Raw genomic sequence first — 12800 nt, 5'->3', positions numbered from 1 at the left:
TCGTTCTTATTTGAAATAACTATAAATAGTGAACAACTGATAATTTTAATAGAAATCATCGAAGCTAACAATGATGCAACTCTCGAAGAATTATCGGACTTACTGTATGAAAAGACACAGGTGAAAGTCAGTAGAGCCACCCTGGGGCGGCTTACGCAAAAACTCAATTACAGTTTCAAAAAAAAACACTACACGCGGCGGAAAAAGAAAGTGACAGGGTACAGCAAAAAAGAGTGGAATACTGGTCAGAAGTTCGGGAAATTGAGGCATCAAAACTAATTTTCATCGATGAATCGGGGGTAAATTTAGCCCTTTTGAGACTCTATGCTAGAGCCTTAATTGGCCGAAGAGCTCGGGGAAGAAAACCACAAAAAAGAGGGAGAAATATTTCAATAATTAGTGCTATAAGCTTAGAAAAAGTTGTCGCATCAGTCAACATATACGGTGCAGTGGATGCGGTAACATTTGAAGGATTTATTCTAAAGGAAGTGCTGCCAAAAATTAAAGAAGGAGACTGTCTGATCATGGATAACGCCAAGATTCATCTCGGAGAAATGGTCAGAGAAATAATCGAACAAGAAAAAGCTAGACTCATCTATTTACCTCCTTATTCTCCCGAATTCTCTCCTATTGAAAACTTTTGGTCAAAAGTGAAAGCGACGTTAAGAAAACTGAAGGCGAGAACTTACAAAGACTTAATAGAAGGGATTGAATTGGCTATGTTAGAAGTTACTCAAAAAGATATTCGCAATTGGTTTACTCACTGTTGCTACTGTACCTCATAAGTCAGAGAATTGCTATAAGTCAGTTTCGAGAAGCCTTGCAATCGTGGGAAAAAGCCTTACAAATTTATCAAGAAATCAAAAATCGCCAAGGAGAAGCCGCTTCTTTAGACAATTTAGGAAACGCTTACAGTTCCCTCGGACAATATCAGAAAGCGATCGATCTCCACGAAAAGTCTTTAGTCATTAACAGGGAGATAGTTAATCGCCAAGGAGAAGCCAATTCTTTAAACAATTTAGGAAACGCTTACCAATCGCGTGGAGAGTATCAAACAGCGATCGATTACCATCAGCAGTCTTTAGACATCAGGAGGGAGATTAAAGATCGACAGGGGGAAGCGGCCTCTTTAAACAATTTAGGAAACGCTTACCAATCGCGTGGAGAGTATCAAAAAGCGATCAATTACCATCAGCAGTCTTTAGACATCAGGAGGGAGATTAAAGATCGACAGGGGGAAGCGGCCTCTTTAAACAATTTAGGAAACGCTTACCAATCGCGTGGAGAGTATCAAAAAGCGATCAATTACCATCAGCAGTCTTTAGACATCACGAGGGAGTTAGATGATCGTTCTGGGGAAGCCAGTTCTTTAAACAATTTAGGACTTAATTACCACTTACTAGGACAGTACCAAAAAGCTATCAATTACCACCAGCAGTCTTTAGACATTGCGAAGAAAATAGGCGATCGTCAGGGGGAAGCCAATTCTTTAGGCAATTTAGGAAACGTTTACCAATCCCTCGGACAATACCAAAAAGCGATCGATTACCACCAGCAGTCTTTAGAAATCGCTGAGAAAATCGGCGATCAAGGAAGTAAAGCCAGATCTTTAGGCAATTTAGGAAACGCTTACCAATCGCGTGGAGAGTATCAAAAAGCGATCGATCTCTACGAAAAGTCTTTAGTCATCACGAGGGACATAGGCCTTCGGCAAGAGGAAGGGTCTTTTTTAAACAATTTAGGAGTTGCTCACTACTTCCTCGGAGAGTACGAAAAAGCGATCGATTACCTTAAACAGACTTTAGACATTGCGAAGAAAATAGGCGATCTAAAAGGGGAAGCCGATTCTTTAGGCAATTTAGGAAGTGCTTATCTTTCCCTCGGACAATATCAGAAAGCGATCGATTACCATCAAGAGAATCGAGCCATAGCGAGGAAAATCGGCGATCTACAAGGGGAAGCTAATTCTTTAAATAATTTAGGAGTTGCTTATCAAAAGATAAATCAACCCGCAGAAGCGATCAAGAATTTGGAAGAGTCCCTCAACATTATCCTCAAGATACGGGGAGATATTTCGAGGGAAAATATTGCAGGTCAAAATCGAAAATCGTTTTTAGCCTCTAATGAGAAAACCGTCATCACTCTCGCCACAATCCTCATCCAGCAAAATCAACCAGAAAAAGCCTTTCAATGGCTTAACCTCGCCACTACTGCCGATCTCGCCGATTACAATCGCCTGATTAATGCGAAAGTTGCTGATCTCGATGCACAAAAAGCACTTGATAACTGGAACACCGACAATCAACAACTCGAAGGAATGCGCCGACAACTACAGGATAAATACTCGGAAGAACTAGCAAAAGATATCCGACAATTCGAGGAGAAAGTGTATAAAAATGCGGAAACTATCGGACAGAAATATCCCGAAATTGCTGAACTTTTTGAAAGTAAACCCACCGACATCGCCCAACTCCAGAAAAATATCGCTCCTGATACCCTCGTTATTCAACCCGTTCTCTTAGGCAATAAAGCCACCTTATTCCTTATTACCAGAGACAAACTAACCGTTATCCAAAGCGATGCAAAAGCCGATGATTTTAATCAACTTGTCAGTCAATACCGTACCCAATTAGCCGACTATAAAAATGCCGACTACCTCGTTACTGGTAGTAAATTATACGAGATTTTAATCCGTCCCATTGAGTCCCAAATCGCCACCAGTTCCCCGAAAAATATCGCCATCATCGCTACCGGACAACTGCGCTATATTCCCTTTGAAACTCTCTACGATAAGAAAAATGACCAAGTTCTCCTAGAAAAATATCCAATTTATTATTTAACTCGCATCTCCACATCTAAGCTAAACGGCTTTTACTTCGGATCACCGATATAGACTCCAAAAGGGTTATAGCTGTTGGATCATGCAGGTTAAGCGCCGTTTAGCTTACCCCTCCCGCGACCGAAAGAAAACCCTTACAAGGCCTAGCATTTGCTAACCCTAAACCCACCCAAGAAGAACTTAAAGGCACAGAAATAGAAGCAGAAACTATCAGCAAAATCTTTCCAGGAAGTGAAAAATATCTCGGTATAAACGCAACTCTAGATATATTCAAAAAACAAGCCTTTCGCTTCTCGATTTTACACTTAGGAACTCATGGATGCTTTAATCTTGCTGGCTGTCCTAATTTGGGTATGCAAGCTAATACTATTCTTTTCGCCAATAAAGAGCAATATAACATCGCTGATGCCGCATTATTAGGCTTAAAAAATACCGAATTAATCACCCTGAGTGCTTGTCAAACCGCCAAGGAAGCCAACGCAGACGGTCAGGAAATTTCAGGACTTGCTTACGTCTTAGAAAGAGCCGGTGCTAAATCAGTAATTGCCAGTCTTTGGAATGCTGAAGATAATACCAGTGCGGAAATTATGACCCAATTTTATCAGAATCTCAAGAATGGTATGAGTAAAAGTGAAGCCATGCAAAAGGCCAAATTGAGTCAAATTAAAAGCCATCCTTTCTTTTGGTCGCCCTTTATTTTGATTGGGTCTGCTAATTAGGTAGGCGTTAAAAATTATCAGACACCCCCCTTATCAAGGGGGGATTAAGGGGGGATCGGCACCCCCCTTATCAAGGGGGGACTAAGGGGGGATCGGCACCCCCCTTATCAAGGGGGATCCCCCCGCCTATCGGCACCCCCCTTATCAAGGGGGATCCCCCCGCCTATCGGCACCCCCCTTATCAAGGCTATCCATTAGTCGGATCTTTCTTAACAAAAAGAGAAGAAACTTAAAAAAAGGGGAAACGATTGATAGGTATAGTTTTGAAAGAAGGAATTAATACCATTTTTCTAAATTCCTGACAGACATAGAGCTTCTAAAATCCAAGACCATCCCGTCAAATACCCGATCGTGTCATTGGATAGAGAATTTAAAAGATGGTAAAGTTTACTTCTTAAGTTATCAAGGGAGTTAAAATTGCCCCAGGCCAATAGGTTTTTCAAATATAGCCAAACTCTCTCAATTGGATTTACTTCTGGACAATAGGGAGGTTGATAAAATAGGATAATATTATCAGGTATTTCTAGGTCGGTCGCCGTATGTGCGGGAGCATTATCTAATTGAATAATATGTAATTCCTCAGAAAAAGCTTGAGAAAAAAGCGTTAAATATTGATTAAAACATTCCCCATCTAAATGAGAAAATTCATAGAAAAAACTGCTACCTGTTCGAGGTTCTATTAAACCATAGAGCCAGAGATATTGAAAATTATACTGAAAATTACCAAGGGGCTTTATGCCTTTAATTGTTATTTTATCTCTGACAATGGTATGACAGCCGAAGCGACTTTCATCTTGACACCAGAAGCGGACTTTTAAATATTGACTAACTTTTTCAGATTCCTTTTCTAGTAAAGCTTGTAGCTGTTCAGATAGATTATTTTGGAATATTTTTACTTCTCCTGGTAATTGTTTTAAATTTTGAGGTCGAGCCACTTTTAATTTAGCTTGTAATTCATTTCTTACGAGACGGTAAACAGTTATATAACTGGTGGGTATTTCTAAAATAATTGATACCCAAAAATGAATTTCTTTATAACTTTGAAATCCTTCTGGGTCTTTTAATTCATTCTGAATTAGAGCGGCTTCTTCCACTGAAATCTTTTTGGGTCTTCCCAGTTTTTCTGGTTCTGACAAGAGATTTTCTATCCCTCCTTCTCGATAACAACTTAACCAGCGATGAATAGTTCTTTCTGAGCGTCCTATTAACACGGCGAGATGACGAACCGTTTCTACCTCCTTAATTTTTAGTAGATACAGGGATTGTACTTTAGCAAAGTTTAAAGAGGTTACTTGTTGCTTCAACAAGGATTTTAAGTCTTCTACTGACTCAGCAACATTAATATTAGGGACTCCACTCATTGCCTTTTTACCACACAAACTATACCTTTACCAAGTATGACATACTTTTTGAAAAATGGTATAAGGTGGAGGTAAGCAAAAAAATGGAGAAATGGGCAGCCCAAGAATTACAGTATGCAGACCTAGGGGACACCAGAAGAAAGAAAAGGTTAATCAGTATCGTGGAAAACTTGGCCAGTCAACCTAGTACAAGTGTGCCACAAGCTTCAGGAAATCTAGCCGCAGCGAGTGCCACCTACGACTTTTGGAATTCCCCCTATTTTCACCCCTCAGATATAATTGCCGCCCAGGCCAAAAGTACAGTAGAAAGAATCAAAGAACATCCAATAGTTTTGGCAGTGCAAGACACAACAAGTTTAGACTTTACGACGCAAAAAGCCAAAAAAGGCATGGGTTATCTAGATTATAAAAAATCCTTTGGTCTCAAAGTTCATACCACCTTAGGAGTGTCCCCAGTCGGAATACCTTTAGGACTGATTAATCAATATGTCTGGGCAAGAGAAGAAAAGAATTTAGGGATTGCCAAGCAACGCAAAAAAAGAGAAACCCAAGAAAAAGAAAGTCAAAGATGGTTAGATTCTTTGTCAGAAACACAACAACAGATACCCGAAGATATTCAAGTAGTAACAATCGGAGATTGTGAGGCAGACATATTTGATTTATTTGCCCAATCAAGAAGTCCTAACTCTCATTTATTAATTCGAGGAACTCATAACCGAAAAGTTAACTATCTCGAAGACAAGCAAAGGTCAGGGCATTCAGAGCCTAAATATTTACATCAATCCATCAGAGAAATAAAAGCCTGTGGGACCTTAGATGTGCAAGTAAAACGCAATCCTAATCACGAGGCTAGACTAGCTAAACTAACAGTTAGATTTGCCAGTTTTGAAATACAAGTACCTAGCCATCACTCCAAGGCGACCCCTCGTCAACCGGTCAAATTACAGGTAATTTTAGCTGAAGAAGAAAATCCGCATAGCGGAGTTAATCCTATCAGTTGGCTGCTCTTAACTAGCCTAGACATTAGTAGCTTTGAATCAGCGATAACCTGTGTGCGCTGGTATAGTTATCGCTGGTTAATAGAACGCTATCATTTTGTTTTAAAAAGTGGTTGTGGATTAGAAAAACTGCAATTAGAAACGGGTAGGAGAATTGAGATGGCCTTAGCTACCTATTCAATTGTAGCTTGGAGATTACTTTGGTTAACCTATCAAGCACGCTTACACGGAGAGGAGAGTTGTGAAAGTTTTTTGGAAGAACATGAATGGCAATCTTTGTGTGCCACTATTCATAAAAAGAGTCCGCCACCTGAAAAGCCGCCCTCCTTTCGAGAAGCGGTCAGAATGATTGCTTCTCTTGGGGGGTTTTTAGGTAGAAAAGGTGACGGTGAACCTGGTGTTAAAACTATTTGGTTGGGACTGCGAAGGTTACATGATATCAGCCAGACTTGGAAACTATCTCATCAAATTAGTCCCCCTATAGAACCCCCTTGAGCCATCTGGCACACTTTTCTCTTTTTGTCAAATTTTATGTTAAGAAAGATGTGACTAATGGATAGCTTATCAAGGGGGGCAGGGGGGATCGAACCTAAAATCCATTTTTAATTTAATTATAACCAGCTACTTAATTAAGCAGCCGATGATAACTCTCGATCGCTGATAATCAGAATTATTTCCTAACTTTTAACTGCTGACATCTGCCGCATTTCTAAATACACTAACAAAGCGTTAATATCGGCTGGATTGACTCCGCCAATTCGGGAGGCTTGACCGATGGTGGCGGGTTTAATTTTTGTTAATTTTTCCCGCGATTCCATTGACAAAGTTTCGATTTTCATGTAGTCAATATCGGGGGATAAATGACGGTTACTGTGGCGACTAATTTGGTCAATTTGATTTTGTTGTCGTTTCAGATAACCGGAATATTTAATTTCAATTTCTACCCCTTCTCTTTCGGCTAAATTTATATCGGGATTACCTAAACCATAACGATCAAGATCGAGATAATGCAAGCTAGGACGACGCAGTAAATCCGCTAAAGAGAGAGAACCTTTGATTTTTTGTTCTGTATCCTTAACGATGGCAATTGCCACCTGATCCCGTTCTTTAATTCTCGTTTCGTGTAGGCGTTCTTTTTCAGCGATAATATTAGCTTGTTTGCTCTGGAATAATTGCCAACGCCGGTTATCAATTAAACCAATTTCTCGCCCTAAAGGTGTTAATCTTTGATCGGCATTATCCGATCGCAATACTAAGCGATATTCGGAACGACTGGTTAACATTCGATAGGGTTCCCGCAGATCCTTAGTACACAAATCATCGACCAAAGTTCCCAGATAACTTTCCTCCCGGGGAAAAACAATTAACTCTTTTCCTAAAGCAAACCGCGCCGCATTAATCCCCGCCACCAGTCCCTGGGCTGCCGCTTCTTCATAACCGGTTGTCCCGTTAATTTGTCCCGCACAAAATAATCCCTCAATCTTCTTCGTCATCAGGGTTGGATAACACTGAGTTGCTGGTAAATAATCGTATTCCACTGCATAGGCAGCACGCAACATCACACAGTTTTCTAAACCGGGTAAAGTCCGCAGCATTGCTAATTGAACATTTTCCGGCAGTCCCGTTGAAAAGCCTTGGATATAAAGTTCGGGAATATCGCGCCCTTCCGGTTCAATAAAAATTTGATGACTTTCTTTATCGGCAAAACGGACGATTTTATCCTCAATACTGGGACAATAACGCGGCCCTTTGGAGTCAATAAAACCGCCATAAATGGGGGATAAATGTAAATTATCTCTGATTAATTGATGAGTTGCCGCCGTGGTGCGGGTGAGATGACAGTTCATTTGTTCCCGTTCGATCCACACCTCTGGATCAAAACTAAACCAACGTACCTCGTCATCGGGCGGTTGCGGTTCCATGCGCGAGTAATCCACCGAACGCTTATCCACACGGGCAGGAGTGCCAGTTTTTAGGCGACCGGTCTCGAATCCGAGACGATTTAGGGTTTCTGTTAAACCCACCGCCGCAAATTCGCCCGCGCGTCCGGCGGCCATAGATTTGCCGCCGATCCAGATTTTGCCGCCTAAAAAAGTGCCAGTGGTTAAAATGACGGCTTTAGCGGCGAAACAAGTGCCGAAATAGGTTTCTACCCCTAAAACTTGCTCATTTGCCCCTAAAATCAGGTCTGTGGCCATGGCTTCCCGAATAACCAGATTGGCTTGGGTTTCGACGATACCTTTCATCACCGCCGCGTATTCCCGTTTATCGGTTTGGGCGCGTAGGGCCCAGACTGCCGGCCCGCGAGAGGCATTAAGAACCCGTTTTTGCAGATAGGTGCGGTCGGCCATTTTGCCAATTTCGCCGCCTAAAGCGTCCACTTCGTGGGTTAATTGGGATTTAGCCGGACCACCGACGGCGGGGTTACAGGGTTGCCAAGCGATTTTATCGAGATTAAGAGTGAGGAGAAGGGTACGACAACCGAGACGGGCGCAAGCTAGGGCCGCTTCACAGCCGGAATGGCCCGCCCCGACGACGATGACATCAAATTCATCTTGAAAGTCTGCGGCTGAGGAGAAAGTCATACTCGATCGAGGGGAAAATTAATTAATCAGGCTAACATTCTAGCAATTTTTCTGAGTTTTCCCTCAAATACAATACAAGAATACTAATTAAGTTTTGCTGAATAAATGTGAAATATAGACGAGGTAAGAGGTTTGGGGGCCTATTTGGCGAAGCAGCTGCAAGATTTTCAAGCTAGTGGCTCAAAAACCTTGCATCTTGAGCGGCGATCGCCTACTGTAGGGGCGAAGCATTCGGGCATAACCTATTGCTGAAACCGTAGATTTTTTATCCGAATGCTTCGCCTCTACTTTTTCAGCTTTGGCTAATCTAAGAATAAGCGGTTTAAATACGTCTTAGCTTAGGAGGTCTTTGGGTGTAATTAACTCGTAACGCTCGAAGGGTTGATGAATCCAAGGATTATCGGGGTAATATTCCACATAATAGTCAGGTTTGATTCTTGATGCCGCTTTGTACCAGATCACCGCAGTTTTGATATTGGTAATCCCGTATTTTTCCCGTAACAAAATCGAGGTTTTTTGGAGAGTGATTCCCGAATCGACTAAATCATCCACTAATAACAAGGGACTCTTTAATTTGGCTTCGATCATGGCTAAATTCGAGGAAATAGTTAATTCTCCCCGAATTTGATGATTTTGCCCCCCGTAGGAAGCAGCGTAGAGAATGGCTAGGGGTTGACGAAAAAGACGACAGAGAATGTCACCGACGCGCAATCCTCCCTTAGCTAAACAGACAATCTGAGCAAATTGCCAACCAGAATGATCGATTTTTACTGCTAATTTTTCGATCAGACGATGGTATTCATCCCAAGAAACATAGACATCGGCCATATTTTCCATTCCCGATTGAGAATTACTTATTTTCCGCAGGTCGATCGCTACTCCAGGCCCACCAAACTCGATCGCATTGACAATGATAGAATTCCTGCCATTTACGACGGGAATCTTCTCCTAAAACAGGGGCGCGGCGATTGATCCAAACGGCCTGAGCTTCTTTAGCTTTGGACCCACAGTAAGGACAACAAAAATTGTAGGCGTGAACAGCATTCTCTGTCCAGTCAGGGGGAAAGGGACTAAAAGCATCCATAATCTCTGGGTTAAGGGGGTTAACAGTGGAAAAGGGGCTTGAATCGCTGGTGTTTAGGCTATAGTCCTCAATTTCTACCTCGATAATTTTTACAGCGTTTCCCATAGAGATGAAGTGTAACCTAATTTGGTATTGATGACCGACTCCACAAGGGGAAAACTTCGTACCTCACCATTAAGATAAATGCTATAATAGGTTTTGGCAAGCGGTAAATCTTCAAACGTGAAAAAAAGTTATACAAAAGTTGCTTTTATAGATAAAAACATAAATTAAATATACACTAATAAGGGTGAATAAGCTAGGCTTATAATTTTCCCAAAACTAATGAAAGAGCTTCTCAAACCACTGCTCAAAAATGATTATCCTACATAAGTACATTTACCTTGATGTGCTGCTGGGTAGGTTTTGTGCTGGCTAAAAGTATCGTTGGCATGAGACACCTAAGCGCACTCGTGAAAATGCAAGGAATTAATGTCAATTATGATCGCCAAAGTTTAAATAAAATTTTGAAAAAAGGCACGTTAAAAACGCGCCTCAAAAATTATTAAGTAAACTTCAGTTAAGAGATCTAAATTTAGACTATTAGCAGCCTAAACGACGTTTGTAGCCTTCAAAATCTTCACGCATTTTCTTATAGGCCAGATCTCGTTCTTGGGGCGACATATAAGCACGATCGCTTAGAGTGATTGGCTGCGTCATATAAGCTAGAGTAGAAGATAGAGCATTACAAACTGCCCGTGTACCGACGTGTTTTACCCAGTTTTCTAGATGGCTGATATGGGTTACATCTTTGATAATGCCTTTACCTACGGCTTTAGCTTCTTGCTTAAGACAGCGGTTGAGATAATCCCAGGACATAATTTAATCCTCAATAGTCTAGTTAGTGATTGGATAATTTAAAGACTTAAAGTCATTAGGTGAAAGTTGATGCTTTCCTGTTGCCTCTACTCTGGTAGTAGTGGTTTCAACTATAGTTATGAATTGGCTACAGCTTCTTCCAACAAACAGGTATAGGCTGTTTGGGCAATGATATCAATAACGAGTTCTTCTTCCGAGGGATCCTCAGATTCTGTTCCATTGGGTGCATTACCACCATTGAAAGCATCTTTGATAATACGACGGAAAAGCTCGACCCAGGCATCAATGGATAAAGCCTGTAACTGTTTTTTGATTTCCCCTTTTTTATCCTCAGCAAGCATTGAAGAAACAGTGGAGCGGATTAACTTAACACTCCAATCAACAATTGTTGCATTAAGGCGAAATTTTACGTTAGGATAACGTTTGTCTAAAAGCTCATTGATCTTTTTGGCAGTAGCTTGACAGCCTTTAAAAGTGATATAAGCAGTAACAGCACCCATTGTTAATTTAGCAGCGAAGGGTAATAAGTGAATAGCCATTGTTCGTCCTCAATTGAATCGGTGATTTGACCTAACACTTTTACCTTACAGCTTGTTTTGAGAACCTTGAGCAATCAGAAAGAAAAATAATTTATTTTATAAAATTCTCTCTTGAAGCTTAAGAAAAATTGGGCAGTCGGGATAAGACAACAGTGGAGCTTGAAAAAAAATTCAAGGACAAGGCATAATAAAAGAAATTTTTCAACTAAAATTTCAAACTGTTAAAGAAAAACGTCTTGACCTATATCCTATCGTTAGACTGGATGAGTTGCCTGAGATCCTAGAGGTTTTACCCTGAGTATAATTACTTGGCTGTTGCAGATCGGCAGGCATTACTTAGAATGTTGAGAGAAGCTTACTCAGGAGAAATCCTAAAATGCCACTACGATTAACACCAGAAGCGTTTGACAATATTTATCATGAGCAACTAACGCCTATTCAAAAACGAATTTTGCGTCGTCTCCTGCGGGGGAAGTCATATCAGTCAATTCGTGGAGATAAGACGGTTTGGCTTGATCGTGAGGTATTGACTGAAAGAAATCGAGAAAACTTGCAACCACGACAACGAGAACGGTTGGAGATGCTTGAAGCCGGCCAGTTAACGGAACAATCCTTACTAGCCCATCATTTACGGGGAATTTGCAATACTTTTGGCGTTGAATCAACGGGAAATTTAACAGATGATTTACGACAGGTTGTTAACAATTGTGTCAGGTATATCCCTGATTTTGTAACTGTGGACACACTAGAGCAGTACGAATTAAATATTCCTCTGCCCAGTGGTACTGTTGCCACTGATTCACTTTACTATCAAGAACGTTCTCCTATTGAGCAAAATTGTCATACTTATTTAAATAATGCTGGAGAGCAAGCTATCTTGCTACGCCTAAAAGCACCGAGTCGGATGGGGAAGACATCGTTAATAAAAGGCTTGTTAAACAATACAATGGTTAAAAATGGTCAAGGCAAGGCCGTCTATTTAGACCTAAATACTGACCGCGAGATCCTAACTCCAGATGTTTTTTATCCATGGCTATGTAAGCAAATCGGTCGTCAAATCGGACTTGATATTCGTGAAAATCTCAGGTCACAATGGGATAAAGAGTCTTTTGCTTCCGACGCTTGTGATGAGTTTCTTGAAGATTTTATCCTTAGCAAAATTGATAAACCAATATTTCTTGGCTTAGATAATTTGCTCTGTGTTTGTGAGGATCCAGCGTTGACAGATTTCTTGGAAAAATTACGAGCATGGCATGAAAAAGGCGTAACCAATCAGTTGTGGCGAAAGTTAGTGCTGATTTTAGCCTATTCTACAGATGATTATGTAATCAAGAGCTTGGCTGGATCTCCTCTAGCAAACGTAGGTAAAGGACAAGAGTTGAGAGAGTTTAATCATCGGGAAGTTTTAAATTTATCTCAAAAACATAGTCTCAGATTGACAGAGACACAACTAGAAGCCTTGCAAGAAATGATTGGAGGACATCCCTATTTGATTCGCCAAGCTATGTACTCCCTAAGCAAAGAAGAAAAAACACTAGAGACTATCTTAGCGGAGGCGGCAACAGAGGTAGGAATTTATCATGAGTATCTCTCTCGTCTTTATAGGAGCATTTGTCAATATGGTCTCAAGGAATGTCTCAAAAAAGTCATTGAAAGCAATCGACCTGTCGTATTAAATCCAATAGAAACTTTTGAGTTGTATAGCTTGGGATTAGTATCAAGAACAAAAGATGGTGTTGAGATAGGCTGTCGCTTATACCGTGAATATTTTGCCAGATATTTACACCTTTAAATTGCCATTATTTTTTAGTAATTAG

General features: G+C 40.8%; 8 protein-coding genes and 2 pseudogenes. 4 read left to right on the top strand and 6 right to left on the bottom strand.

The window, feature by feature from the left end; all coding sequences use genetic code 11:
• Positions 1-21: 21 nt before the first annotated feature.
• Both MAE_RS23920 and MAE_RS23915 read left to right on the top strand, forming a co-directional pair.
• A pseudogene (locus tag MAE_RS23920) lies at positions 22-785 on the top strand (IS630-like element ISMae26 family transposase); the annotation flags it as partial.
• Positions 752-3558, top strand: a pseudogene (locus MAE_RS23915) (CHAT domain-containing protein). The pseudogenes MAE_RS23920 and MAE_RS23915, both read left to right, overlap by 34 nt.
• A 290-nt stretch (positions 3559-3848) precedes the next feature.
• On the opposite strand, the gene MAE_RS23910 reads toward MAE_RS23915, so the two are convergent.
• Complete coding sequence (locus MAE_RS23910; protein ID WP_012265278.1) at positions 3849-4919, bottom strand: IS630-like element ISMae27 family transposase; 1071 nt, start codon at positions 4917-4919, stop codon at positions 3849-3851.
• 83 nt (positions 4920-5002) lie between these two features.
• On the opposite strand from MAE_RS23910, the gene MAE_RS23905 reads away from it, so the two are divergent.
• Positions 5003-6412, top strand: coding sequence for an IS4 family transposase (locus MAE_RS23905; RefSeq protein WP_012263965.1), 1410 nt, complete (start codon positions 5003-5005; stop codon positions 6410-6412).
• 182 nt (positions 6413-6594) lie between these two features.
• Here MAE_RS23905 and mnmG read toward each other — a convergent pair whose 3' ends face one another.
• From mnmG to MAE_RS23880, 5 genes are all read right to left on the bottom strand, one after another.
• Complete coding sequence (mnmG, locus tag MAE_RS23900; RefSeq protein WP_012267812.1) at positions 6595-8502, bottom strand: tRNA uridine-5-carboxymethylaminomethyl(34) synthesis enzyme MnmG; 1908 nt, start codon at positions 8500-8502, stop codon at positions 6595-6597.
• Between the two features lie 333 nt (positions 8503-8835).
• Positions 8836-9330, bottom strand: coding sequence for a phosphoribosyltransferase (locus MAE_RS23895; RefSeq protein WP_012267811.1), 495 nt, complete (start codon positions 9328-9330; stop codon positions 8836-8838).
• 22 nt (positions 9331-9352) lie between these two features.
• Entirely contained in the window at positions 9353-9586 is a 234-nt protein-coding gene (locus MAE_RS23890; protein ID WP_041805004.1) for a hypothetical protein, read from the bottom strand.
• 582 nt (positions 9587-10168) lie between these two features.
• Positions 10169-10444, bottom strand: coding sequence for a hypothetical protein (locus MAE_RS23885; protein ID WP_012267809.1), 276 nt, complete (start codon positions 10442-10444; stop codon positions 10169-10171).
• Between the two features lie 116 nt (positions 10445-10560).
• The gene (locus tag MAE_RS23880) at positions 10561-10983 is read right to left on the bottom strand and encodes a hypothetical protein (protein WP_041804358.1); all 423 of its coding nucleotides are present in this window, start codon (positions 10981-10983) and stop codon (positions 10561-10563) included.
• A 376-nt stretch (positions 10984-11359) separates the two neighbouring features.
• Between MAE_RS23880 and MAE_RS23875 the strand changes: the two genes are divergently transcribed.
• Complete coding sequence (locus MAE_RS23875) at positions 11360-12775, top strand: AAA-like domain-containing protein (RefSeq protein WP_012267807.1); 1416 nt, start codon at positions 11360-11362, stop codon at positions 12773-12775.
• Positions 12776-12800 lie beyond the last annotated feature (25 nt).

It is taken from the genome of Microcystis aeruginosa NIES-843, from assembly GCF_000010625.1.
Lineage (GTDB): Bacteria > Cyanobacteriota > Cyanobacteriia > Cyanobacteriales > Microcystaceae > Microcystis > Microcystis aeruginosa.
Note: the sequence above shows the minus strand (reverse complement) of the source record. Positions and strands in the feature narration are given on the sequence as shown.

What these genes read in the sequence shown, in the direction of transcription:
- MAE_RS23910 (WP_012265278.1), bottom strand. Translation starts at nt 4,919, where the DNA reads ATGAGTGGAGTCCCTAATATTAATGTTGCTGAGTCAGTAGAAGACTTA.
- MAE_RS23905 (WP_012263965.1), top strand. Translation starts at nt 5,003, where the DNA reads ATGGAGAAATGGGCAGCCCAAGAATTACAGTATGCAGACCTAGGGGAC.
- mnmG (WP_012267812.1), bottom strand. Translation starts at nt 8,502, where the DNA reads ATGACTTTCTCCTCAGCCGCAGACTTTCAAGATGAATTTGATGTCATC.
- MAE_RS23895 (WP_012267811.1), bottom strand. Translation starts at nt 9,330, where the DNA reads ATGGCCGATGTCTATGTTTCTTGGGATGAATACCATCGTCTGATCGAA.
- MAE_RS23890 (WP_041805004.1), bottom strand. Translation starts at nt 9,586, where the DNA reads ATGGATGCTTTTAGTCCCTTTCCCCCTGACTGGACAGAGAATGCTGTT.
- MAE_RS23885 (WP_012267809.1), bottom strand. Translation starts at nt 10,444, where the DNA reads ATGTCCTGGGATTATCTCAACCGCTGTCTTAAGCAAGAAGCTAAAGCC.
- MAE_RS23880 (WP_041804358.1), bottom strand. Translation starts at nt 10,983, where the DNA reads ATGGCTATTCACTTATTACCCTTCGCTGCTAAATTAACAATGGGTGCT.
- MAE_RS23875 (WP_012267807.1), top strand. Translation starts at nt 11,360, where the DNA reads ATGCCACTACGATTAACACCAGAAGCGTTTGACAATATTTATCATGAG.